The sequence below is a fragment of the Peribacillus sp. 05N428 genome, from assembly GCF_056397085.1.
On record NZ_JBFTMS010000050.1, the window covers coordinates 1 to 22,522 of the forward strand.

Annotated in this window: 27 protein-coding genes; 5 read left to right on the forward strand and 22 right to left on the reverse strand. The window is 41.9% G+C overall.

The genetic code is table 11. The annotated features are described in order from the left end of the window. The 18 genes from AC1DIV_RS26170 to spoIIM all read right to left on the reverse strand — a co-directional run. Nucleotides 1–137, reverse strand: a 137-nt coding sequence (locus tag AC1DIV_RS26170; RefSeq protein WP_477577702.1) for a helix-turn-helix domain-containing protein, incomplete at its 3' end; no start/stop codon positions are given. A gap of 374 nt (nucleotides 138–511) precedes the next feature. Continuing rightward, nucleotides 512–1,840, reverse strand: coding sequence for a diaminopimelate decarboxylase (gene lysA / locus AC1DIV_RS26175; protein WP_063594058.1), 1,329 nt, complete (start codon nucleotides 1,838–1,840; stop codon nucleotides 512–514). Between the two features lie 275 nt (nucleotides 1,841–2,115). Then, on the reverse strand, nucleotides 2,116–3,582 hold the full coding sequence (locus AC1DIV_RS26180) for a spore germination protein (RefSeq protein ID WP_445670167.1): 1,467 nt from the start codon (nucleotides 3,580–3,582) through the stop codon (nucleotides 2,116–2,118). Then, nucleotides 3,563–4,168 (reverse strand): stage V sporulation protein SpoVABEA, encoded by a 606-nt coding sequence (spoVAEA, locus tag AC1DIV_RS26185; RefSeq protein ID WP_048680156.1) that lies wholly within the window; start codon nucleotides 4,166–4,168, stop codon nucleotides 3,563–3,565. Before spoVAEA ends, AC1DIV_RS26180 begins: the two co-directional genes overlap by 20 nt. Nucleotides 4,169–4,211: 43 nt before the next feature. Continuing rightward, entirely contained in the window at nucleotides 4,212–4,634 is a 423-nt protein-coding gene (locus AC1DIV_RS26190) for a stage V sporulation protein AB (RefSeq protein ID WP_034308131.1), read from the reverse strand. Beyond that, nucleotides 4,624–5,241, reverse strand: a complete 618-nt coding sequence (locus tag AC1DIV_RS26195; protein ID WP_034308133.1) for a stage V sporulation protein AA — start codon at nucleotides 5,239–5,241, stop codon at nucleotides 4,624–4,626. The genes AC1DIV_RS26190 and AC1DIV_RS26195 overlap by 11 nt, the downstream gene beginning before the upstream one ends. Nucleotides 5,242–5,400: 159 nt before the next feature. After that, nucleotides 5,401–6,690, reverse strand: a complete 1,290-nt coding sequence (locus tag AC1DIV_RS26200; RefSeq protein ID WP_048680228.1) for an NCS2 family permease — start codon at nucleotides 6,688–6,690, stop codon at nucleotides 5,401–5,403. Nucleotides 6,691–6,972: 282 nt separating this feature from the next. Continuing rightward, entirely contained in the window at nucleotides 6,973–7,740 is a 768-nt protein-coding gene (sigF, locus tag AC1DIV_RS26205; protein WP_034308137.1) for an RNA polymerase sporulation sigma factor SigF, read from the reverse strand. Between the two features lie 13 nt (nucleotides 7,741–7,753). Then, a complete protein-coding gene (gene spoIIAB, locus AC1DIV_RS26210; protein WP_034308139.1) occupies nucleotides 7,754–8,194 on the reverse strand; it encodes an anti-sigma F factor in 441 nt (146 codons plus the stop codon). A 1-nt stretch (nucleotide 8,195) separates the two neighbouring features. Further along, nucleotides 8,196–8,546 carry an anti-sigma F factor antagonist gene (gene spoIIAA / locus AC1DIV_RS26215; RefSeq protein ID WP_034308142.1) on the reverse strand — a complete coding sequence of 117 codons (351 nt, stop codon included), beginning with the start codon at nucleotides 8,544–8,546 and terminating at the stop codon, nucleotides 8,196–8,198. 131 nt (nucleotides 8,547–8,677) lie between these two features. Continuing rightward, a complete protein-coding gene (locus tag AC1DIV_RS26220) occupies nucleotides 8,678–9,844 on the reverse strand; it encodes a D-alanyl-D-alanine carboxypeptidase family protein (protein WP_034308145.1) in 1,167 nt (388 codons plus the stop codon). A 206-nt stretch (nucleotides 9,845–10,050) separates the two neighbouring features. Continuing rightward, nucleotides 10,051–11,355, reverse strand: a complete 1,305-nt coding sequence (locus AC1DIV_RS26225) for a pyrimidine-nucleoside phosphorylase (protein ID WP_048680161.1) — start codon at nucleotides 11,353–11,355, stop codon at nucleotides 10,051–10,053. 66 nt (nucleotides 11,356–11,421) lie between these two features. Further along, nucleotides 11,422–12,234 (reverse strand): purine-nucleoside phosphorylase, encoded by an 813-nt coding sequence (locus AC1DIV_RS26230; RefSeq protein ID WP_048680164.1) that lies wholly within the window; start codon nucleotides 12,232–12,234, stop codon nucleotides 11,422–11,424. Further along, nucleotides 12,235–13,437, reverse strand: a complete 1,203-nt coding sequence (deoB, locus tag AC1DIV_RS26235) for a phosphopentomutase (RefSeq protein WP_048680166.1) — start codon at nucleotides 13,435–13,437, stop codon at nucleotides 12,235–12,237. Between the two features lie 298 nt (nucleotides 13,438–13,735). Continuing rightward, on the reverse strand, nucleotides 13,736–14,629 hold the full coding sequence (xerD, locus tag AC1DIV_RS26240) for a site-specific tyrosine recombinase XerD (RefSeq protein WP_340876876.1): 894 nt from the start codon (nucleotides 14,627–14,629) through the stop codon (nucleotides 13,736–13,738). A gap of 5 nt (nucleotides 14,630–14,634) precedes the next feature. Continuing rightward, on the reverse strand, nucleotides 14,635–14,862 hold the full coding sequence (locus tag AC1DIV_RS26245) for a YqzK family protein (protein ID WP_034308153.1): 228 nt from the start codon (nucleotides 14,860–14,862) through the stop codon (nucleotides 14,635–14,637). 166 nt (nucleotides 14,863–15,028) lie between these two features. Then, the gene (gene fur, locus AC1DIV_RS26250; RefSeq protein ID WP_034311309.1) at nucleotides 15,029–15,478 is read right to left on the reverse strand and encodes a ferric iron uptake transcriptional regulator; all 450 of its coding nucleotides are present in this window, start codon (nucleotides 15,476–15,478) and stop codon (nucleotides 15,029–15,031) included. A gap of 119 nt (nucleotides 15,479–15,597) precedes the next feature. Continuing rightward, nucleotides 15,598–16,245, reverse strand: coding sequence for a stage II sporulation protein M (gene spoIIM, locus AC1DIV_RS26255; RefSeq protein WP_048680177.1), 648 nt, complete (start codon nucleotides 16,243–16,245; stop codon nucleotides 15,598–15,600). A gap of 139 nt (nucleotides 16,246–16,384) precedes the next feature. Here spoIIM and AC1DIV_RS26260 point away from each other — a divergent pair, with 139 nt between their 5' ends. Next, complete coding sequence (locus tag AC1DIV_RS26260) at nucleotides 16,385–16,948, forward strand: GNAT family N-acetyltransferase (RefSeq protein ID WP_323597768.1); 564 nt, start codon at nucleotides 16,385–16,387, stop codon at nucleotides 16,946–16,948. Between the two features lie 36 nt (nucleotides 16,949–16,984). Here AC1DIV_RS26260 and AC1DIV_RS26265 read toward each other — a convergent pair whose 3' ends face one another. Together AC1DIV_RS26265 and AC1DIV_RS26270 are read right to left on the reverse strand one after the other, a co-directional pair. Then, nucleotides 16,985–18,166 carry an endonuclease Q family protein gene (locus AC1DIV_RS26265; RefSeq protein ID WP_477577696.1) on the reverse strand — a complete coding sequence of 394 codons (1,182 nt, stop codon included), beginning with the start codon at nucleotides 18,164–18,166 and terminating at the stop codon, nucleotides 16,985–16,987. Continuing rightward, nucleotides 18,167–18,718, reverse strand: coding sequence for an NUDIX hydrolase (locus AC1DIV_RS26270; RefSeq protein WP_048680183.1), 552 nt, complete (start codon nucleotides 18,716–18,718; stop codon nucleotides 18,167–18,169). Nucleotides 18,719–18,793: 75 nt separating this feature from the next. Here AC1DIV_RS26270 and mciZ point away from each other — a divergent pair, with 75 nt between their 5' ends. The 3 genes from mciZ to AC1DIV_RS26285 all read left to right on the forward strand — a co-directional run bounded on the left by mciZ (nucleotide 18,794) and on the right by AC1DIV_RS26285 (nucleotide 20,567). Further along, nucleotides 18,794–18,955, forward strand: a complete 162-nt coding sequence (gene mciZ, locus AC1DIV_RS26275; RefSeq protein WP_072273199.1) for a Z-ring formation inhibitor MciZ — start codon at nucleotides 18,794–18,796, stop codon at nucleotides 18,953–18,955. Between the two features lie 56 nt (nucleotides 18,956–19,011). After that, nucleotides 19,012–19,920, forward strand: a complete 909-nt coding sequence (locus AC1DIV_RS26280) for an aldo/keto reductase (protein WP_048680187.1) — start codon at nucleotides 19,012–19,014, stop codon at nucleotides 19,918–19,920. A gap of 221 nt (nucleotides 19,921–20,141) precedes the next feature. Beyond that, complete coding sequence (locus tag AC1DIV_RS26285) at nucleotides 20,142–20,567, forward strand: Ohr family peroxiredoxin (protein WP_053535641.1); 426 nt, start codon at nucleotides 20,142–20,144, stop codon at nucleotides 20,565–20,567. Nucleotides 20,568–20,615: 48 nt separating this feature from the next. On the opposite strand, the gene AC1DIV_RS26290 is transcribed toward AC1DIV_RS26285, so the two are convergent. Both AC1DIV_RS26290 and AC1DIV_RS26295 read right to left on the reverse strand, forming a co-directional pair. Then, nucleotides 20,616–21,053: a MarR family winged helix-turn-helix transcriptional regulator gene (locus tag AC1DIV_RS26290; RefSeq protein ID WP_323597769.1), complete on the reverse strand. Its 438-nt coding sequence runs from the start codon at nucleotides 21,051–21,053 to the stop codon at nucleotides 20,616–20,618. A gap of 163 nt (nucleotides 21,054–21,216) precedes the next feature. Beyond that, nucleotides 21,217–21,477: a YqkE family protein gene (locus AC1DIV_RS26295; protein ID WP_477577698.1), complete on the reverse strand. Its 261-nt coding sequence runs from the start codon at nucleotides 21,475–21,477 to the stop codon at nucleotides 21,217–21,219. A gap of 130 nt (nucleotides 21,478–21,607) precedes the next feature. Between AC1DIV_RS26295 and AC1DIV_RS26300 the strand changes: the two genes are divergently transcribed. Beyond that, the gene (locus AC1DIV_RS26300; protein WP_055348374.1) at nucleotides 21,608–22,507 is read left to right on the forward strand and encodes an alpha/beta hydrolase; all 900 of its coding nucleotides are present in this window, start codon (nucleotides 21,608–21,610) and stop codon (nucleotides 22,505–22,507) included. Nucleotides 22,508–22,522: the final 15 nt, after the last annotated feature.

The following is a 22,522-nucleotide window of genomic DNA, read 5'->3' on the forward strand; positions in this document are numbered from 1 at the left end:
ATTTGGTATAAACGAACCCATCCTTGAATCATTTGATACGAAACTTCAAATATTTTCTGAAGATCCATATAGCTGTGCTTTCCTTCAAGGTAAAGTCGTACAATGAATATTTTCTGTTCGGCAGAAAAATTAGCCATAAAAAACACCCCATAAATGTTAGTTTGGTGTCTAACATTTACGGGGCAGTTCAAGTTTACCTACAGTTTTTTTAAACAGTACAATTTGACCGTTGAGTTCCACTACAGGCACTCGCTTTCCGCGGGCGGTCCGGGAGCCTCCTCGGCGGCGCTATTGCGCCTGCGGGGTCTCCCTTTGACGCGCTTTTCCCGCAGGAGTCTCGTCCCTTCCGTTCTAATCAACTTTGATATAAAATTTAGATAGAAACAATTCCTGAGGTCTTGAAGGTATTTCTATTGGTTATTTGGTTCGGGAATATCATTTGAGCAAAGTTACGTTTTCCAAAGGCCCTTTATTTACAAACTGAAAGGATGGCTAATGCCATCCTTTTTTTCTATTCTTTATTGACGACTGCCGCTTCATGAAGGGCCAAGTCCAAATGAATAAGATCTTCGTAAGTTTCGCGTTTGATGACCAACCGGGCTTCTCCATTTTCGGCAAAGACGACAGCCGGTCTCGGAATGCGATTGTAATTATTCGACATGGAATATCCATATGCCCCTGTACAAAATACCGCCAAGACATCACCGCGGCCGGCTTTTGGCAATGGTAAATCCCAAATCAACATATCTCCGCTTTCACAGCATTTGCCGGCAATGGACACTGTCTCTTCCACAGGGTCAAGCGGCCGGTTTGCAAGAATGGCATCATATTTAGCTTCGTAAAGAGCGGGACGTATATTATCACTCATGCCCCCATCTACGGCAATATATTTACGGACATTAGGAACTTCCTTTTCAGAACCCACCTTGTACAGTGTCACACCTGCGTCTCCGACCAATGAACGGCCAGGTTCGATCCAGATTTCAGGCATCACTAAATCAGAATCAGCAATCAGGTTCTGCACTTCCCTCACGATCTCCTCAACATATTGAGACGCCGGTAGCGGGTCGTCCTCTTGTGTATACCGAATCCCGAATCCCCCTCCGAGATTCAATACCTGTGGTTGAAACCCTACCGAACCGTGCCAATCACTCAGCTTGCCGATAATTTTTTGGGCTGCCAGAAGGAAACCGGTCGTTTGAAAGATTTGGGAACCGATATGGCAGTGCAATCCAAGAACTTCCAGAAACTCACTATGAAGCGCTTGTCGAAGGGCAGCTTCTGCCTGGCCGTTAATAAGATCAAAACCAAATTTCGAATCTTCTTGCCCTGTCAAAATATAATCATGCGTATGGGCTTCGATACCCGGTGTTACACGAAGAAGGATTTTCACCTTTTGTTCACGGTTTGTACAAATTTCTTCCAACAGTGTCAACTCTGAAAAATTATCGACTACTATACAGCCAATGTCATGATCCAAAGCCATATGTAGCTCTTCTTCACTTTTGTTATTTCCATGGAAGTGAATCCGTTCTGTTGGGAAATTTGCCTTAATTGCCGTATATAATTCCCCCGCTGAGACAACATCGAGAGAAAGTCCCTCTTGCTCAGCCAACTGGATCATGGCAATCGAAGAAAAGGCCTTACTTGCGTAAGCAACTTGTGCTGAAATCCCCAATTCCTCAAAAGTTCTCTTGAACCCCCTCGCCCGTTCGCGAATTAGCTCTACATCATAAACATATAATGGTGTACCAAATTGTTCGATCAATTCGATCGTGTCCACTCCGCCAATCTCCAGATGTCCACGTTCATTGACACCCCCGGTTCCGTACAAATGCATGATAGCCTCACCTTCCTGACTTAAAACTAAAGATTAATAAGAAATGAGGCAGCCTCAAATAAAGAAAACCCGTTCTAAAAGGTCCTCTATATGAACAAGCCTCATCCGAATCAATTATCCCATGTAAATATTGTTCTCTATGACTGCTTAGTAGTTCGAAGGGAAAGACAGATTGGTTTAAACTCCAAAGAGTCATAGTAGCATTATCTCTTTGTTAAGCCTAACTTTATCGCTTTATCCGAATAAAAATAAATTACCACAACTTTTCGACAACATCAACCTTTAGATTTTCTCGGCTGCCTATATAGATCCTGGGGATGTACAATGCTCGGACGTTCTATAGAACCTGGATAAGGTCTTCTAAATATTATATGTGACAAGGCCTTCGGCTGAAACGGGAGAAGCGGCCATAAATAAGGTGTATTTAACGTTTTTATACTAGTGAGCATGATCAAATAGAGTGTGATGCCTATGACTAAGCCAGGAACTTTAAATAAAGCGACCAACACTATCAGTACTAATCGGGTAATTTTATTTGCAACCCCCAATTCTAAACTCGGAGTGACAAATGTACCGATTGTCGCTACGGAAGCGTAGAGAACCACTTCAGGAACAAATAGGCCGACATCTATCGCTATTTGCCCTATCAAAACCGCCGCAACCAAGCCCATTGCCGTGGAAAGCGGGGTCGGGGTATGAACGGCTGCCATCCTTAAAAATTCTATCCCTATATCGGAAATGAAGATTTGGAACACAATGGGTATATGCGTTTTTTCATTCGGCCCGATATACTCGAACTTTTCCGGCAGGAGGGAAGGATCTAAACAAAACAATAACCAAATCGGCAGCAAGAATAACGAAACGAAAATCCCGAGAAACCGGACCCAGCGCACCAAGGTCCCAACGGCAGGTGCCTGCCGATACTCCTCAGCGTGTTGCATGTGATGAAAAAGGGTGGACGGGGTAATGATGACACTCGGTGAAGTATCCACATAAATAAGGACATGGCCCTCAAGTAAATGCGTTGCAGCCACATCAGCCCGTTCCGTATATCTGACAAGCGGGTATGGGTTATACCTTTGCTTTACGATAAATTCTTCGATCGTTTTATCAGACATCGTTATGCCATCAACCTCAATATTATTCAATTCCTTACGAACGATTTCTATTAAATCGGGATCGGCAATATCTTTAATGTAGCCGATGGATATATCCGATTTCGATCGTTCCCCTACATGCAGCATTTCGAAACGTAATCTCTCATCCCGGATTCTTCGTCTGGTTATCGCTGTGTTAATGATGATATTCTCGACAAAACCATCCCTTGATCCACGGACGACTTTTTCCGTATCGGGTTCTACTGGCTGTCTCCCGGGATAACTCCTGACATCCACGACCAGCCCTATTGGCTTACCATCAACAACAACGACGATTAAACCGGATAATACCTGATCAACAAGCTCATCCATCGTCTTTATTTCCTGAACGGATTGGTGTACGAGCAAGTCTTTGACTACATCAAAAACTTTAGTAGACACGATATCGGCATTTTTGTTATGAATAAGAGAATCGAGGATATCAATGATGTACTCCGTATCCGTCAGCCCGTTTATATAGTAAATATGTACATCTTTTCTTAAGACCTTTATCTTTCTTACCCCTAAGTCAAAGCTGACGCCTAGACCTACTTTCTCTTCCATGTATGCGTCAACTTCCGCTACCCTACTCGGAATCGGCATCATGTTTTGAGGTTTTTCTGAAGTCATCATGACCACTCCTTTCCAATATGATTTCCACCGCTAGCTTCGTTATCGGTGCTCCTCTTTTAAAATCGTCCTGATGGGACATTTTTCCGATATCCCCTATCCCAACTACTATGGGAACATGTAATTGATCGATGCAATACACCGTATCTCCTGTTATCTTGCCCAGTTCAAATTCCTCGGCGCCGTATTTATCAACCCCGTTCGGTGTCAAGTTACCGTCACGGTCAATACAGATATCCACCTTGGTCCATTCTTCCCTTCTAGTCTTTGAAGCGACCGCTATCACGCCAAGGACATCAATATCAGGGTGTCCGGCAACTACCTTCATTGCCTGTTCGCCTGATCCTTCTCCTATATAACCGCTATCATCAAACATGACCAATACAGGATCATACTTCGCCTTTTTTATTAATTCAACTAACTCCAAGCCCGTATATCGTGATGGATTACCTTGGGACATGGAGATACATCTTCCCCCTATTTCCTTGGCTACATGCTCGACAGCCCGTTTGGCATACTCATCTCCATCCGTAATCAATATCACTTTTCGTTTGGTCACCATCTTGGGCCTACCTTTCATCATCAGGAATAGTTACCTCTTACACTTATAAGTCGACAAAATAAATCCATTGGAATAATGATCCGGCTATTTTCCCCAATACGAGTGCCATTAACAGATAAATGATCTTCTCTTGAATTCCGATTCGTTTTGAAAGAACTGGAAATACATTCAGGACTTCAGTTAAGGCAGCCGCAAGCATCCCATTAAATATCCCGTCAGCCAAACCGATCGGAATTAAAAGAAAATGCGGAAGGGAAAGTTCCGTTTCCTGTAATCCTAACCATGTTCCTGCGACAACTCCGGCAATGATGGCTCCTTCGTAGTAATGTATCATTTTCATTGTTTTTGTCAGCTGAGTCAGTCTTGGAATCACCCCAAGTACAGTTAAAAACGCTACAAAACCGGCACCTGTCGCAAAACCCCCGGCTAAACCGACAAAGATTCCGAAGATGATTTTACCGGTCATCAAGGTGGCGCACGTTTTCCTTATTTTCATTCATGATTACATAACGGTCCAAATCCTGCTGATAGTTGAACATTTCAACCTCGAGCGGACTAGGTTCCTCATTGAAGCGTTTTTTAAAGAAATGATTAAAAAATAGAATCATGCCCATACCAAGGCCGAAGCTATATGGGATTTGGATCAATAACGGCTTATCTTCCACTTTTCCCGTTATTATAGTAAAGATTTTTTGATGCACTTCCCCCATGCTGACATCCACATGAAAATTCATGATCGTCATCCCGCCGCCGACAAATAACAAAAACCAAACTAAGGCGAATGTCAGGTATGACATTTTCTTTTTCGAGAGGATGATTTCGATGATCGTTTGGGAAGGGCCGAATGTTTCCACTTCAATAGTCGGATCCACCTTGCGGATGGCCATGATAACTTGAGCTAAATCAATGACAATAATATTCTTATCTTCCTTCTTGACCGTTAATAATATGATTTCTTCAATTTTGGTAATCACTTCTTCAGGCCCGATTATCCTTGCAATATCTTTTATCCTCACCGTTTGATTTCCCTTTGCTTGTACACGGTTCCTCATCCTGATATATACAACTGCCATTATCATCACATCCCGACCTTTTATTTCCTTATGCTAGTAGTATGGATTGGAAGCAGTTTGAAAATGCAGGAAGTGAACCATGTCCAAATATTACTAATTTGAAATCAAAAAAAAGACACGCTGCAATGACAGCATGTCTTTTTGGTTTACATTCATCTATTAATGAGTGGGGAAGAAAATCAGCTGAACCAAAAATATCAATCCAAAAATATAAATGAGCGGATGTACCGATTTTCCTTTTCCGCTGAATACCTTCATTAGGGGATATGTGATGAACCCAATGGCAATCCCTGTAGATATACTTGAAGTAAGCGGCATCGTTAAAATGATCGCAAATGCCGGAAATGCCTCATCAAAAATTTTCCAATTGACTTTAGCCAGCCCTTCCATCATGAAACATCCCACGATGATCAAAACGGGAGCTGTGATTGCTTGAACGGAAGAAATTGCCGATATCAATGGAGAAAAGAAAATCGATGCAGCAAACAAGATTGCCACGACAGTTGCGGTTAATCCCGTACGCCCGCCTGCGGCCACTCCCGTGCTCGATTCCACATAGGCAGTCGATGGGCTTGTACCAAACATCGAGCCTACTGTAGTCGCAATCGCATCACCTAAAAAGGCTTTCTTGGCACGAGGGATTTTCCCATCCTTCGTTAGTCCTGCCTGTTCTGTCACGCCAATCAAGGTACCTGTCGTATCGAAGATCGTCACAAGTAAAAAGGCGAAAACAATCGAATATAAAGAATTCGTGAAGACCCCAGCAATATCGATATCGAAAAATACCGGTGTTGGAGGTACAGATAAGACCCCATCGAAGTTGAGCAAACCGATAAAGTAGCCAATGATTGCCGTAACGATCATACCAATGAAAATGGCCCCTTTTATATTACGGGCCATAAAAATCAAGGTAATGAATAAGCCTGCTAACGCTAAAACGGTTCCAGGCTGATGCAAATCGCCAAGCGTCACCATCGTTGATTCATTTGGCACTACGATTCCAGCATTTTTCAATCCGATAAACGCAATGAATAAACCAATTCCGGATGTGATGCCGTATTTTAATGAGTTGGGAATCGCATCAATTATCATTTTACGCAAGCTAGTCACGCTAATTAATAGAAATAGCAAACCAGCAATGAAAACCGTACCGAATACGGTCTGGTATGAAAGGCCCTGTGCTCCCACCACGCTTGCAAAATAAGCATTCAAGCCCATCCCTGGTGCTATCGCAATCGGGTATTTTGCAACAAGCCCCATGATTAGGGTACCAATCACCGCTGATATGACCGTTGCCATGAAAACTTGTTCAAATGGAATTCCGATTGAAGACAATAAAGCCGGATTCACAATGAGGATATAAACCATAGTTAAAAATGTCGTAACACCCGCCATGACTTCTGTACGGACATCCGTCCCATTTTCTTTCAGGGAGAAAAACTTTTCCATAAACATATTTTAGACCTCCAGATCTAAAGGAATCACCGACAACCGTTTGCACGAAAAGACAAGGTGTCCTAATATTGTACTGCATCGACGTTTTTCCTGTTCATTATTCATTGAAAGAAAGATAAAAAAACGAATGAGAAACGCGACCTTTACTATAATATTCGTTTTTATTCCTAAATTCAACTAAAAATTCGACCCCATCCCTAGTTTCATCTTAAATCACTTTTACTTTTTCCTAAAATCAGTATTTATTTTCAGCTCAATAAAAAAAAACCACATGAATCACTGATTCATGTGGTTTTTCATTTGCTGAAGAATCTTCTTTTCCAGCCTTGATACCTGAACTTGGGAAATACCAAGCCTTGCCGCCACTTCCGATTGCGTCTGATCTTTATAATACCTCAGGAAAACAATCAGCCTTTCACGTTCATTCAATTCATGTATGGCTTCTTTCAAAGCGATTTGATCGAACCAGGATGTTTCATTATGGTCGGCAATCTGGTCAAGAAGAGTAATCGGATCTCCATCATTTTCGTAAACCGTTTCATGGATCGATGAAGGGCTCCTGCTAGCTTCTTGGGCCATGATGATTTCCTCTGGCGACAGCTCTAGATGTTCCGCCAATTCATTGACAGTCGGAACGCGGCCATACGTTTTTGAAAGTTCCTCTTTGGCCCTGCGAATTTTATTCGCCATTTCCTTTAATGACCGGCTTACTTTAACCGTTCCGTCATCACGGATAAAACGTTGGATTTCACCAATGATCATAGGCACAGCATACGTTGAGAATTTCACTTCAAACGATAAGTCAAATTTATCCACGGACTTCAACAGACCTATACAGCCTATTTGATAAAGGTCATCCGGTTCGTAACCTCGATTGAGGAATCTTTGCACTACTGACCATACAAGCCTCAGATTGCTATTGACAATCAGATTCCTTGCATCTTGGTCACCGCTCTGGCTGCGTTGGATTAAATTCCGCAATTCCTCATCTTTTAAATGGGGCTGGCCTTTCTTGCTCTTCTCGTTTTTAACCTCCACATCCATATGCAAGTCTCCCTTAATTGCACAAAGCTCTGCTTGTAGTTAAGTGCTTTTTTAATCGAATGATCGTGCCTTCGCCCTTATGGGAAATTATATTGATTTCATCCATGAAGTTTTCCATGATGGTGAATCCCATACCGGAACGTTCAAGTTCGGGTTTTGTCGTAAATAACGGCTGTTTAGCCTCCTCGACGTCTTCAATGCCCAGTCCTTCATCCCGGATGGTCAATTCCACAGTATCGCCTTCGATGACCACTGAAATGTAGACCCAACCTTCCGGGTCACTCTCATACCCATGGATGATCGAATTCGTAACGGCTTCTGACACGACAGTCTTGATCTCTGTCAATTCATCCATCGTCGGGTCCAATTGGGCAATGAATGCCGCAACAGTTACCCTGGCAAAAGATTCATTTTGGCTAAGTGCAGAAAATTTCGTTTCCATTTTATTTTTCATATTAGGCAACCCCCAGTCTTTGCAAAGCGTTTTTTTCGGATAGTTCCATTTTAACAATTTTAAACAACCCTGACATCTCAAATAACCGCTTTACTGCTGGAGAAATTGCACAGACCACCATTTCACCTTGCTTTTTGTTTACCTGCTTATAACGGCCCAAAATAACTCCGAGCCCTGAACTGTCCATAAAATCCAATTCTTCCATGTTAAGGATGATATGCTTGATATTATGCTTTTGAATGGCTGCCTCTGCCTGATTTTTCAATTTTTCTGCTGTATGATGATCTAAATCACCTTTGAGACGAATGCACAATACGCGATTTTTCGCCTCCATATTAATCGTAAGACTCATTATATACAGCCTCCTTCACTGTCTTATAAAGAGTCAAATTCTCTTTTTCACCTGCCGATTCCTCCTTACTAGCAAAACTAGTGGAGTTTCGCCTAAATTAGTACGATTAACAGGCAATGCGACAATTTATTCTATTTCGCCTGGGTAAACATGCCGAAAGCCCGTTTATACAATTGCCACCAGCTGGCATTATCAACAGTTTCCTTCGCAACAATCGGAGATTCGACATATACCTTACCGTTTTTCTTCAATTCAAGCGTACCAATTTCATCACCTTTTTTAATCGGGGCATCCAAATCTTTATCAAGCGTGATTTTTTTTGTAAAGTCCTTTGCCGTTCCGTTTTTGGCTGTCAAAACTGAAATAGGTTCACTTGTGACGCCCACCACGGTTTTCTTTTGTCCTTTACTTACCTTGGCTTCACCTAACACCTCACCGCGTTTATAAATAGGGTATGTGATGTATTGTGAAAATGCATAATCTAACATCTTGGTGACCTGAGCGTTTCGTTCCTTTGGAGAAACGGCTCCGAAAACGACGGCAATGACACGCATATTCCCTTTTTTAGCAGTCGCTGTCAAACAATATTTCGCTTCATTTGTGAATCCTGTTTTCAGTCCATCGACCCCAGGATAAAATTTCACTAACCTATTTGTGTTGACAAGCCAAAATTTCTTTTCGGTATTTTCACGGAGATAATCTTCATATGTACCCGTGAACCTTGTAATCGTATCGTATTTCAATAATTCCTTCGCCATGATCGACATATCATGTGCCGAACTGTAATGATCTTTAACAGGAAGTCCCGTTGCGTTTTGGAACTTTGTATTTTTCAACCCGAGGTCTTTCGCTTTTTTGTTCATTTCCCTGACAAACTCTTCTTCCGATCCAGCTAGACGTTCAGCCATCGCCACCGATGCATCATTCGCCGAACCAATCGAGATGCCTTTAAGCATTTGTTCCGTGGTCATTTCTTCACCTGGCTCGAGGAAGATCTGGGAACCGCCCATAGACGCTGCATACTCACTAGTCCTGATTTTCTCCTTCATGCTGAGTTCGCCTTTATCGATCGCTTCCATGATCAGCAGCATCGTCATGATTTTCGTCATGCTTGCCGGTGAAAGGCGATCGTCTGCATTTTTATCATAGAGAACAGTACCTGTATCCCGTTCAATCAAAATAGCGGATTTAGCATTTGCCGCCAATTCGACTCCTTTTTCTTCAGCTGCTTTTGTATGCGGGATGTTAAAACCCAATGCTACCAAAACGGTTAAAAATACAGAAAGAATCCGCTTCATCTCCATACCCTCCAATCTTTATATTTTTTATTTTTTCCACTAAACCCATTTTTATACAAATAAAGATGAATTTTGAACATATACTGGATATAGGGTAACAAAGTGAACCAAATTAAAAGAGGATGCGCATGGGCATCCTCTTTTAAGAATTCAATGGGATAAACGTAAAAAGGCCGCTCAAAAGCGCGGCCTTTTTTGGAAAATGTTTATTCCATGATCTCTTTATAGATCAATGTAGGTTTTTCTATTTTCTCTTTGGAAATCGCAATGCTTTCATACAATTTTTCTTTTACCTTTGAAACATCTTCGAAATTGCTGTAAATCGTCACAAGTGATTCACCTTTTGCCACGGTTTCCCCGATTTTTTTACGAAGTACCAGTCCGACTGCCAAATCAATCTCTGATTCTTTTGTCGCCCGCCCGGCGCCTAACAGCATGGCTGCCGTTCCTACTTCATCTGCGATGATTTCCGATACATATCCGTCCTCTTTCGCTTCCAGCTCGAAAGTATGAGCAGCCTGCGGTAGTTTTTCCGGCTGATCTACAACCGAACCATCGCCTCCCTGTGCTTCCAGGAAAATCTTGAATGAGTTAAGTGCAGAACCATCCTTGATCGCATTTTCCAGCAAGGTTCTTGCTTCTTCCAGCGAGCTTGCCTTTTTGGCAAGGTATACCATATGGCTTCCCAGTGTTAAAGAAAGTTCCGTTAAATCTTCCGGTCCCTCTCCTTTAAGCGTATCGATTGCTTCCTTCACTTCTAAAGCATTTCCGATAGCGTAACCCAACGGTTGGCTCATATCGGAAATGACAGCCATCGTGTTTCGTCCCACATTGTTTCCGATGCTAACCATTGCATGCGCCAATTCTTCGGAATCTTCGAGAGTTTTCATGAAAGCGCCCGCTCCCGTTTTAACATCAAGTACGATTGCATCAGCACCAGCGGCGATTTTCTTACTCATGATCGAGCCAGCAATCAAACCGATACTGTTAACGGTACCCGTAACATCGCGCAATGCATATAACTTTTTGTCGGCCGGAGTCAGGTTACCGCTTTGTCCAATGACAGCTATCTTATTTTTATTGACAAGTCGGATGAACTCGTCATTTTCTATTTCGACATGAAATCCTTTTACAGACTCCAACTTATCGATCGTCCCGCCTGTATGGCCAAGACCGCGTCCTGACATCTTTGCCACTGGAACACCAACAGCAGCAACCAATGGTCCAAGCACTAGAGTTGTGGTATCGCCCACACCGCCTGTTGAATGTTTATCGACTTTAATTCCTTCAATCATCGATAAATCAATTTGATCTCCCGATTCGACCATTGCCATGGTTAGATCAGCACGTTCCTGCTCATTCATGCCTTTAAAATAAACAGCCATTGACCAAGCGCTCATTTGGTAATCCGGAATCGATCCATCGGTAAACCCATTGATGATGAACTGTATTTCTTCTGTAGTAAGAGCCTTTCCATCACGCTTTTTCTCGATTAAATCTACCATTCTCATATTAGAATCCCCACTTTTTAAAGACACCGATTTTCTTTAGGTGTACTTGTATTTTTTTGGTTCGTTTTATATGTCTTTAACGATTTGCTTAACAAATTCAAGAAAACTGCTTTTCACTTTTTCAGTCGTTTCAATAACCTCTTCATGTGACAAAGGCTGATCCAGAATGCCCGCGGCCATATTGGTAAGGCATGAGATTCCGAGCACCTTCATTCCGCTATGCCTTGCTACGATAACTTCCGGGACTGTCGACATACCGACTGCATCCCCGCCAAGGATCCTTGCCATTTTCACTTCTGCCGGTGTCTCATAGGTCGGTCCTGTATTACCGATATAGACACCTTCTTTAATATCCAATCCTAGTGAAGCTGCTATTTTTTTTGCTTGCGTCCGAAGGTCTTTATTATAAGCTTCCGACATATCAGGGAATCTAGGGCCGAAACGCTCTTCATTAGGACCAATCAATGGGTTTGCCCCCATTAAATTAATATGATCCGTAATGAGCATCAAGTCACCTGGTTGATAGCTTTCATTAACGCTTCCGGCAGCATTCGTTACGATTAACTGTTCAACACCAAGAAGTTTCATTACACGGACAGGGAAAGTGACCTTTTCCATGGAGTAACCCTCATAAAAGTGGAAACGTCCTTGCATCGCGACAACTTTTTTGCCACTTAATTGTCCAATGACAAGCTGTCCAGCGTGTCCTTCAACAGTCGATACCGGGAATTCCGGGATTTCGTGGTAAGGAATCGTTATCGGATTTTCAATTTCATCCGCCAATACTCCAAGTCCGGAACCAAGAATCAGTCCTATCTCCGGAGAGCCTTCAATTTTACTTTTTATGAATGACGCAGCAGTCTCTATTTTATTAAACATCTATTTATTCTCCCCTAAATTTAGATCGCCCAATATATTTTTTCCGAAGGCAGGCATTTTCACATCAAAATTAGCAGCGACCGTCGCCCCAATATCAGCAAATGTATCTCTTATCGGGAGTTCGGCACCTTCTGTAAATCTTTTGGAATAGACTAACAATGGTACATATTCACGTGTGTGATCAGTTCCTTCATGGACCGGATCATTCCCGTGATCGGCAGTGATGATCAATAAATCATCCTCTTTCAGTTTATCAAGGACTTCAGGCATCCGAGCATCGAATTCTTCCAATGCCTTTCCGTATCCCTCTGGGTCGCGGCGGTGACCGTATAAAGCATCGAAGTCGACTAGATTAAGGAAACTTAACCCTTTGAAATCCTGTTCTACCGTTTGGATTAATTTATCCATTCCATCCATATTGGATACGGTCCTTAATGATTCAGTTACACCTTCCCCATCAAAGATATCCGAGATCTTCCCGATTGCAAGGACATCATATCCAGAATCTTTCAATTCATCCATTACTGTCCGGTCAAACGGTTTCAATGCATAATCATGACGGTTAGGCGTTCTTTTGAAGTTGCCTGGTTCACCAGTGAACGGTCTGGCAATAACGCGTCCAACCTTGAACTCATCAGCCATTGTCACTTCACGGGCAATTTCACAAATCTTGTATAATTCATCTATCGGGACGATATCTTCATGTGCAGCAATCTGTAATACGGAATCAGCTGATGTATATACAATCAGCGCACCCGTTTTCATATGTTCCTCGCCAAGCCTCTCAATGATTTCCGTACCGCTTGCCGGGACATTCCCAATAATTCCCCGACCCATTTTCGCCTCGAGTTCATTGACTAATAATTCCGGGAAACCATCTGGAAATACACGGAATGGAGTCGATATATTCAACCCCATGATTTCCCAATGTCCAGTCATCGTATCTTTCCCTGTAGAGGCTTCCTTCATTTTCGTATAGTATGCGAGAGGTTGCTGAGCTTTTTCAATTCCCTTGATTTCACGGATATTGCCTAAACCCAATTTTGCGAGAGTCGGCATGTTCAATCCATTCATTTTTTCTGCGATATGGCCGAGTGTATCCGCACCTTTATCGCCGAATAAATCTGCATCAGGTGCTTCGCCAATCCCAACTGAATCCATAACTATTACAAATATTCGTTTAAATGCTGAATTCCCTTTCATGAGTCATTCCTCCTAAAATAGTAAATCACTTTTTATACTCTCTATAATACCCTTATTCTGCTCAGTTACTCTTCATTTAAATGAAATCGCAAGAACGTCAGAAGTCTGACCTCTCTACATTGTAAACGATTACCATGATGGAGACAAATAATATATTTCGGAATGAAACAAAGTGCCATAAGATGTGCGTTAGAATCATCAGCATCCCTTATAGCCGTCTTGCCGACACAGAAAAAAGGCTGCTCCTTCAACTGCCTCGCAGTTAAATTCACAACCTTTCTATCATTCTATTAATCCTTTAAGCTCGCGGATGGAATTTTGAATAGACATCCTTGATCCGTACGTTCGTAATATGTGTATAAATTTGAGTTGTCGAAATATCCGCATGACCAAGCATTTCTTGGACGGCACGTAAATCAGCCCCATTCATCAATAGATGTGTCGCGAAAGAATGTCTCAGTGTATGCGGTGTAATTTCTTTTTCAATTTGTGCCGATTTTACAAGTTTTTTTAGAATCTTCCAAAATCCCTGCCTTGTCAGCCTGTTTCCATGATGATTCAAAAAAAGTGAATCTGTCCTGTGCTTGGGGCTGGCCATTTTCCCTCGGGAACTTTCCAAATATTGTTCAATCGCACCCAATGCAGTTTGTCCAATCGGAATGATCCTCTCTTTATTTCCTTTCCCTACACAACGGACAAAACCCATCGATGCATGGACATCACTCACATCCATGGATATCAACTCACTGACACGCATACCCGTCGCATACATCAGTTCGAGCATTGCCTTATCGCGTAATCCGAATTCATCCATTTTCTTCGGGGCTTCCAATAGTGCTTCAACCTCTTCCATGCTTAATACCTTTGGAAGGCTTCGTTCCGGTTTTGGCGTTTCTATATGTATGGACGGATCCTGATTTGTTACTCTTTCCCTTAGAAGAAATTGATGAAAAGACCGAATGGAAGCTATATGACGCGCCACCGTCTTCGATGACTTACCTTGATCCTTTAACTGCACGAGAAAATGCAGGATATTCACCCGCCGCGAATCATTCCAATCTTCAATGGTTTCAACATCTTTCAGAAAGCTCCAATATGATCTTAAGTCACGCTCATACGAGACGAGCGTATTCTTGGCAAGTCCTTTTTCAATGGTTAAAAAATGAATGAAATCCCTAATTTGATTCTCCATATTCATTACTCCCCGTTTAAATAAAACAACATTAGGCGTTCAAGCCATGCATCATCACCCGTATCAACAGCCTTCGATACTTTTACAGCCATGCCTTTCGGTTCATCATAACGATGATAACTTTGATATTCCTGATTTAACCATACCATTCCTATATAAAAAAGAACAGTGAAGCTAACAAAGAGAATCATCACTTTAGCCGTGTGCAAAATAAGCGATAATGATGTTTTCATCCTTTCCCCTCCCATTCGACCCTTTGTATCAATCTATGCCCAACAGGACAAGTTTTATACGTGTTTCGGAAAGGAGAAAACAAAAACAGCTCTTACTTGAGAAAACCAGCTATTAAAATGCAGAAAACCTTCTCCATTAAATGGAAAAGGTCCGACTTCATTCACCTTAATTTTCTTCTTTGTCATGACATCGATGACAAATGCCATGAAAGGTTAATCTATGGTCTTTTATCTTGAAGTTCCAGTCGCGTTCCACAATGTCTTCTACGTCTTCAAGTAAGTCTTCCTGGATCTCATCTACCGCACCACATTCCACACAAACAAGATGATGATGGAAATGCGCAGCTCCTTCTTGTCTTAAATCATAACGGGAAACCCCGTCTCCAAAGTTAATTTTATCTACTATTTTCAATTCAGTCAGCAACTCTAGCGTACGGTAAACTGTTGCCAATCCAATTTCCGGCGACTTTTCTTTGACAAGGAGGTAAACGTCTTCTGCGCTTAAATGATCCTCTTCATGCTCAAGTAAAACGCGGACGGTCGCTTCTCGCTGAGGCGTTAATTTGTAGCTGGACGAGTGTAACTGCTTTTTTATCCTATCAATTCTGTTTTCTATTTCCATACCTAATATTCCCTCCCGCGCCGCTATCTTATCCATTATATCAAAAGAGGGAAAACTGTCAAAATAGATTTCTTGTTAATGATAAAAAAATTTGCGGGAACGGTATATTTCCATTAATGACCCAATAAACTTACGACATTTTTCATTAAAGAAGGGGATAGGTACGCTTCAAATACAGCAGCCGTAATCAAGAATAACCCCGACAAAACCAATGAGAAAATATACCGTGAAATTATCGGCTTCAGCGGTTCACGAACCTGCTTAAGGAAAATCCGGCTGATCATTTTCATGGATAGTGAAACGGCAAGGACGGTTATTACGATGAATATCGGGACGATGAATATATTTTGGGGCAGAATAGCGACAAACGATAATAAGAACCCGCTCCATCCCATTTGATTGACTAAAAAGCCGACCGTGAATCCAACGACCATCCCTTTTATAAATAACAAAACCAGGATGACAGGCAAACCGATGACCGATATTCCGAGAATCCAGATGACCCCGATATATTTTATATTATGCATAATACTTTGGCTGAACATATCATGCGAAGATGCAAATTCACCTTTGGATACTTGTCCGAAAAATTGCGATAAATAATAGAACAAGTCTTCCTTTTGGGTAAAGCTCAAACTATTCACCAATATTGCCCCAAAAATGACACCCATCAAAAAAAGCACAGTGATAAAGACATATAATGAGGAATGTTCGTTAATATGTTTCATTACGGCATTTTGTACGACAGATTTTTTTTTCATCTTTCATCCTCCCAACTCCGCTTACTAGAATCTATGTTTTCACTCTTTCATTTATGCTAAGAAAACTTTCCCCTTCAGCCGAACACATTGAACCCAATTTATGTTATAATTTTCCACATCAATGAGATGGAGGCAGGATATGAAAGCTATATTAATGGATTTTCCCGAAAAAATTGAAACACCTCGATTATATCTAAGACCTTGTCAGCCTGGCGATGGCCCGGACCTTTACGAAGCCATTGTCCATTCTAAACCTGAATTGAAAAAGTGGCTGCCGTTTGCCCATCAAGATGTTTCATTGGAAACTTCTGAACAGAACGTCCTTAAGGCCTTTGCGGACTTTATTTTAAAAGAGGATATAAGACTCCATATTTATAGGAAAGAAGACGATCAATTCATCGGTTCCACTGGTCTGCACCGAATCAACTGGGATATTCCTAAATTCGAAATTGGCTATTGGATTGATACGAGATTCAGTAAACTGGGCTACATAACGGAGACAGTGGAAAAGTTAACTAAATTCGCCTTTTACCATTACGGTGCAAAACGGGTCGAAATCCGCTGTGATCCTAATAATATTGCCAGCAAACGGATTCCCGAGAAGCTGGGATTCACCCTTGAAGGAATTTTGCGTAATGACTGCCTTAGTGCAGATGGCATGGAAGTGCGGGACACCTCCATTTATGCAAAAACAACAAATTAAAAAAGTCCTGACAGATCTCATCTGTCAGGACTTTTTTCAGGATAATTCCTTTTTGACCTTTCCGTACTTTCCTCCGCCCCCCACTTCAAAAGAAAGCGTCCCTTTTCTGGCAGAATCGATGTAGACCGCCAATTTTTCAGGAACGATTTCCATTAGCTGTTCAAGCGTAACTTCATGAAGGATATTCATCTCTGTTCCAAATGCCACCAGCAGTTTTTCCATGGATTTAGGTCCGAGTCCCGGGATGAAGTCGAGTGGCACTTGATGGATATACGGCGGCCTTTCCTTTCCGTCTCTTCTGTCCATCCCGGAAACGGAGAGTTCTTCAATCCTGGCCGATACCCCTTTAATAATGGATTTATTACCACACTCAGGACATTGTTCACTATCCCTCAATACCTGATGTAAACACCCTGAACATACGGTTTGGTGATACTTTCCCAATAAGGGGTTCAATCCATAATTAACGGTCACCTTACGATTCCCTGTTTCTTTAAGGGCTTTTGCCAGCTCATTGAAACTTGGTTCTTCAAGCAGGACTTTTTGATATTCACGAGCGATTTTCCCAAGCGAATGCGCATCGGAATTTGTTACGAATACATAGGAGTCCAACTCCTCGATATCCTTGACCATTTCTGTATCTGAACTTAAACCAAGCTCGATGGCATCAATTAGCTCCAGATCGAATACTTCAGTCAGACTGGATCGCACCCCTTTTCCATATAAGCTTTTAAATGGGGTGAAAACATGTGCCGGGATAAACAGGCCGCCCAGTGACTTCACGGTTTTTTGCAGCGTTCTTCCATCACAATAAATCCTTTGGGAGCTTAAGGTGATATTTTTAACATGTCCGCTCATCCATGAGGAGAATTCCTTCATCGCTTTTAAAGTGGGAAAATAGGCGAGGACATGGATCGGTCCATTACAATTATGATCATAAATTTCAATCTCCGAGCCCGGAATGATGGTTGTATTCTTATATTGAAGTCCGCCTTCAGTCTTTTCCGTGATTTCGCCATCAAGAATCCCCGCTTCGATCTCTTCGATAATTTCAGGAGAATGACAATCGATTATCCCGATTAGATCAAGGCCCTTCCTTTCACTTGCCACTTGCAGCACATTGCTGAAGGTTAACGTTTTAGCACCTGTTATTTTCACGGCCCTTCCGCTTCTCGTTCTGCCTATATGGATATGCAGGTCAGCGTAAAACTCTTTCATTTATGATGTCATCGCCTTTTTCAACTGCAGATACTGAACTGCATATGCCGTTTTGGCATCCTGGATCTTCCCTTCATCCATGTAAGTTTGAGCTTCCTCCAGCGTGAGTTCAAGCATTTCGACAAATTCATCTTCATCCAGCGGTGCCGCATTTTCTTTCTTTTTCAAATTGTGGGCCACATACAGGTGGACCAATTCATCGGCGAAACCTGGGGATGTATAGAAGGATATGATGTGCTCCATTTTTTCACATTCATAACCTGTCTCCTCTTCCAGCTCCCGTTTAGCCGACAGAACCGGTTCTTCGCCTTTTTCAAGCTTCCCTGCAGGAATTTCCACCAAGCTTCTCTCCAGCGCTTTACGGTACTGTTCAACCATGATGATTTTATTTTCTGACGTGAGAGCTATGACGGCAACCGCTCCCGGATGCTTGATTATTTCACGTTTACCCGTTTTCCCATCAGGAAGCTCTACATCATCCACTTGCAGGCTGATTACTTTTCCTGTGAAGATTTTTTTCGAAGACAGCGTTTTTTCTTCAAATTTTTTCATCGTGACCACTCCTCTGTTCTAATTGCAGCATGATTCCTCATACATTTTACCATAATAGAGATGGAGGGCGATTTAATGAAAGTTTACGTATTGGAAAAAAGCGTTACTTTATCCGGAAAGAGCTGGGAAATCCTTCAAAAACTAAAGCAATTACAAAATCAATATGTCTATGTCAATGATTGGATTGCCGACATTCACGATCAGGTGCCACCCACTCCTTTAAAACGGATCAAGTGAATTCTTTGAGTGAAATGGATTTCTCCTTTACAATGAATGTAAAGGGAGTGGATAACATGAAAAAACGCAGACTAGGAAATTCTGACTTGCTAGTTTCTGAAATCGGGCTTGGATGCATGTCATTGGGGACTGTTGAAAATCAGGCATCCGAAATCATACAGGCCGCTTTAGATGAAGGAATCAATTATTTTGATACGGCCGATTTATATGATTTCGGTATGAATGAAGAAATCGTCGGAAAGAATTTAAAATCGGTCCGCGATAAGGTATACATAGCCACCAAGGTCGGAAACCGCTGGAATGAAAATAAAGATTCCTGGAGCTGGGACCCATCCGGCGCTCATATTAAAACGGCAGTAAAAGATAGCTTAAAGCGATTGGGGACTGATTATATTGATCTTTATCAGTTACATGGCGGCACCATTTCAGACAATATCGAAGAAACGGTAGAAGCATTTGAAGATTTGAAAAAAGAAGGCTATATCCGATATTATGGAATTTCCTCGATTCGTCCGAATGTCATCAAGGAATTCACTGAAAAGTCTGAGCTTGATTCCGTGATGATGCAGTTTAATCTGCTCGACCGCCGCCCAGAAGAGTGGCTGTCCCTTTTGGCCAACAAACAAATCAGCATGATCGCCCGTGGCCCCCTTGCCAAAGGGCTGCTCAGTGAAAAAATGCTTGAAAAGGCAAATGAGGATGGATACCTTGACTATAGCTATCACGAACTTAAAGATTTGCTTCCGCAAATAAAGGACAAACTTTCCGATAGGAAGTTGAATGAAACGGCACTTCAATATGTATTGTCCCATCAAAGCGTAGCTACCGTTGTTCCAGGCGCAAGCTCAGTACAGCAGCTTCGTGATAATTGCCAAGCTGCCAACAGCCCTTCACTGTCCACCACCGAGTTGGATATCCTGAAGCGGTTGACCAAAGTGAACAAATATGAAAGTCACCGGAATTAAAAAAGAAATGTCAGGACAAACCTTTAGGCTGCTCTATCTCCGTTTAACCAACGGGATAGTCAGCCTTTTTCCGTTCCATCTTTTTTTCGCCTTCTTTACCAACTTCAAGTTTCCAATCATTCTAATTTAACGGTTTTAAACTTTTCATTGGACATCCCAAAATTAATATTGTACAATTCAGTTGTGCACAATTAAAATAAAAAGATAAGGGAGAAAAAATGATGACAAAAACATTATTTACAACCTCTGTAACAGTCGATGGCGGAAGAGAAGGAACGGCAATTTCTGCTGACGGCAATTTCACAGTTGATATTGCGATGCCTGGAACACCAAGGGCTAAACAGATGCCTGAAGCATCTAATCCGGAACAGCTTTTTGCAGCTGGATATGCTGCATGTTTTGATAGCGCTTTGCAATCAGTTGGTAAAATCGAACGCGTTTCTTTCGATTCAAAAGTTACCGCAAGCGTCAGTCTATTGATGGGTGAGATGCATCAGTACAGCTTGGCTGTAACTTTGGCTGTGAAGGGATCCGGGGTCGACAAGGAAACTTTCGAAACCCTTGTTCATAAAGCGCATCAAATGTGTCCTTATTCAAAAGCAATCAATGGCAATGTGGATGTCGCCTTTGAAATAGATGTAGACTAAATCCAATCAATAAAAAGACGCTTGGGGTTCCCAAGCGTCTTTTCTTCGCTAAAATTCCTGTAATGTTTTCAATAGTTGGAGCAGCGAAGCTTTTAAATCCTCAACCACCTTCTTATCTCCACCCGACATTGCCGAAATGCGATCGGGAATGAAACAGGCATCTTCCTGTAAACCAAGTCCCTTTTCCGTCAACTTAATCATGACAGACCGTTCATCTTCAGTGGAACGTTCACGGACAATCAAGCCATTCTGCTCCATTCGTTTCAACATGGGGGTAAGCGTTCCTGAGTCGAGGGCAAGGAGCTCCCCAAGTTTTTTTACTGTAAGTGTATCCTGTTCCCATAATAGAAGCAGAACAAGATATTGAGGATATGTCACTTCAAGTTTATCAAGCAGCGGTTTATATTTCTTCGTCATTTCCCGCGAACTTGCATAAAGCAGGAAACATAATTGGTCTTCCAGTACTTTTTCTATTTTATTTTGCATCCTATCACCAGCTAATAGTAGTCCATCCGATATGAAAGCATATCGAACTTATCTTTAATATAATCGTTATACTTTATAAAATAAAGGAATATCAGCAAGGAATAAATCTTCCTGAACAGAAAAAGGGAGCCAGCCCTTTTAAAATTTTAACTGCTCCCTGTTTTTATTTATAGTTCTTCCAGTTCAAATTGCTTTCACCCAATAGTTCTTCGAATGATTTATTCTTCTCCCGCCGCTTTCTTTCTTCACGTTTTTTTTCTTCTTCCGCTTCCCTTTTCTCTTGTTCAGCCTCATTAAGTTCTTTTTGCTTTTGACGAAGCTGGGACATGATATCTTGATTGATCATATCACCGAGTTTCAATGAAGATGAATCTTTATCTTGGTTTTTGCTTTGATTTTGTTTTCGCGCCTGTTTCTTTTTCATCCTTAAAACCTCCTGGCCATTTATGAAATGATTATATCACGACTGCCGTTTTCCTCATCATGGTTTTCAGACAGTGTTTTCCCATTTCCCTCATGGTAAAATAAAGAAAATCAATCGAGGAGGTCCTTTCATGAAGAAATGGTGGTTTACACTGGCTGGAATCCTAGCGTATATCATCGGCGTCGGCCTTTATTTTTCCAATCGGATCATGTACATGAAAAAGAAGGAAGATGATTTTATCCAGAATCGTGAAATCATGGCTAAACGCCTGATCACTGAGGATTTTGATAATCTGCCTAAATCGGAAATTTGGGTATCGTCACCATCCGGATATTCCTTGAAATGCTTGTTTATCGAACCGCATGACACCAAAAAGTGGGTGGTCATTTCTCATGGTGTGACGGAGAACAAAGTCAATTCGATTAAGTACATGAACATTTTTCTTAAGCGGGGCTTCAATGCGATCATTTATGACCACCGCCGGCATGGGGATTCCGGTGGCAAGACGAGCAGTTATGGACATTATGAAAAATTCGACCTGAAGGCCGTAATCGATGAATTGAAAAGACGCAAAGGGCCCGACCTTCATATTGGCATTCATGGAGAATCCATGGGGGCCGTAACCCTGCTTTTATATGCCGGAATGCTTGAAGATGGTGCTGATTTTTACATTGCCGACTGTCCATTTTCAAACTTCGAGGATCAGATCAAACACCAGCTCAAGCATGAAGTCCCATTTCCTTCTTGGACCGTATTTCCGCTCGGGCGTACGTTCATCAAACTCCGTGACGGATATTGGACCAATGAAGTGTCCCCAATCGATTATATGAAAAATATCCGAAAACCCGTGCTCTTCATCCATAGTGAAAATGACAGTTTCATTCCCGCTTCCATGACAGCGGAATTATATGCAGCAAAAGAGGGCCCAAAACAGCTGTACATCGCTAAAAAAGGGGCCCACGCTCAATCTTATAATGAAAATCCAAAAGAATATGAAGATCAAATCGATCAGTTTCTAAAACTTGTCTGAGAAGAAAAGAGAGGG

What these genes read in the sequence shown, in the direction of transcription:
- spoIIAA (WP_034308142.1), bottom strand. Translation starts at nt 8,546, where the DNA reads ATGAGTCTTACGATTAATATGGAGGCGAAAAATCGCGTATTGTGCATT.
- AC1DIV_RS26200 (WP_048680228.1), bottom strand. Translation starts at nt 6,690, where the DNA reads ATGGAAAAGTTTTTCTCCCTGAAAGAAAATGGGACGGATGTCCGTACA.
- AC1DIV_RS26300 (WP_055348374.1), top strand. Translation starts at nt 21,608, where the DNA reads ATGAAGAAATGGTGGTTTACACTGGCTGGAATCCTAGCGTATATCATC.
- AC1DIV_RS26220 (WP_034308145.1), bottom strand. Translation starts at nt 9,844, where the DNA reads ATGAAGCGGATTCTTTCTGTATTTTTAACCGTTTTGGTAGCATTGGGT.
- AC1DIV_RS26270 (WP_048680183.1), bottom strand. Translation starts at nt 18,718, where the DNA reads ATGAAAAAATTTGAAGAAAAAACGCTGTCTTCGAAAAAAATCTTCACA.
- spoVAEA (WP_048680156.1), bottom strand. Translation starts at nt 4,168, where the DNA reads ATGGTGACCAAACGAAAAGTGATATTGATTACGGATGGAGATGAGTAT.
- AC1DIV_RS26265 (WP_477577696.1), bottom strand. Translation starts at nt 18,166, where the DNA reads ATGAAAGAGTTTTACGCTGACCTGCATATCCATATAGGCAGAACGAGA.
- AC1DIV_RS26280 (WP_048680187.1), top strand. Translation starts at nt 19,012, where the DNA reads ATGAAAAAACGCAGACTAGGAAATTCTGACTTGCTAGTTTCTGAAATC.
- AC1DIV_RS26195 (WP_034308133.1), bottom strand. Translation starts at nt 5,241, where the DNA reads ATGGCAGTTGTATATATCAGGATGAGGAACCGTGTACAAGCAAAGGGA.
- AC1DIV_RS26225 (WP_048680161.1), bottom strand. Translation starts at nt 11,355, where the DNA reads ATGAGAATGGTAGATTTAATCGAGAAAAAGCGTGATGGAAAGGCTCTT.
- AC1DIV_RS26245 (WP_034308153.1), bottom strand. Translation starts at nt 14,862, where the DNA reads ATGAAAACATCATTATCGCTTATTTTGCACACGGCTAAAGTGATGATT.
- sigF (WP_034308137.1), bottom strand. Translation starts at nt 7,740, where the DNA reads ATGGATGTGGAGGTTAAAAACGAGAAGAGCAAGAAAGGCCAGCCCCAT.
- AC1DIV_RS26260 (WP_323597768.1), top strand. Translation starts at nt 16,385, where the DNA reads ATGAAAGCTATATTAATGGATTTTCCCGAAAAAATTGAAACACCTCGA.
- AC1DIV_RS26230 (WP_048680164.1), bottom strand. Translation starts at nt 12,234, where the DNA reads ATGTTTAATAAAATAGAGACTGCTGCGTCATTCATAAAAAGTAAAATT.
- AC1DIV_RS26285 (WP_053535641.1), top strand. Translation starts at nt 20,142, where the DNA reads ATGACAAAAACATTATTTACAACCTCTGTAACAGTCGATGGCGGAAGA.
- deoB (WP_048680166.1), bottom strand. Translation starts at nt 13,437, where the DNA reads ATGAAAGGGAATTCAGCATTTAAACGAATATTTGTAATAGTTATGGAT.
- AC1DIV_RS26290 (WP_323597769.1), bottom strand. Translation starts at nt 21,053, where the DNA reads ATGCAAAATAAAATAGAAAAAGTACTGGAAGACCAATTATGTTTCCTG.
- spoIIM (WP_048680177.1), bottom strand. Translation starts at nt 16,245, where the DNA reads ATGAAAAAAAAATCTGTCGTACAAAATGCCGTAATGAAACATATTAAC.
- lysA (WP_063594058.1), bottom strand. Translation starts at nt 1,840, where the DNA reads ATGCATTTGTACGGAACCGGGGGTGTCAATGAACGTGGACATCTGGAG.
- AC1DIV_RS26180 (WP_445670167.1), bottom strand. Translation starts at nt 3,582, where the DNA reads ATGATGCCGATTCCGAGTAGGGTAGCGGAAGTTGACGCATACATGGAA.
- xerD (WP_340876876.1), bottom strand. Translation starts at nt 14,629, where the DNA reads ATGGAGAATCAAATTAGGGATTTCATTCATTTTTTAACCATTGAAAAA.
- AC1DIV_RS26190 (WP_034308131.1), bottom strand. Translation starts at nt 4,634, where the DNA reads ATGACCGGTAAAATCATCTTCGGAATCTTTGTCGGTTTAGCCGGGGGT.
- spoIIAB (WP_034308139.1), bottom strand. Translation starts at nt 8,194, where the DNA reads ATGAAAAATAAAATGGAAACGAAATTTTCTGCACTTAGCCAAAATGAA.
- mciZ (WP_072273199.1), top strand. Translation starts at nt 18,794, where the DNA reads ATGAAAGTTTACGTATTGGAAAAAAGCGTTACTTTATCCGGAAAGAGC.
- AC1DIV_RS26295 (WP_477577698.1), bottom strand. Translation starts at nt 21,477, where the DNA reads ATGAAAAAGAAACAGGCGCGAAAACAAAATCAAAGCAAAAACCAAGAT.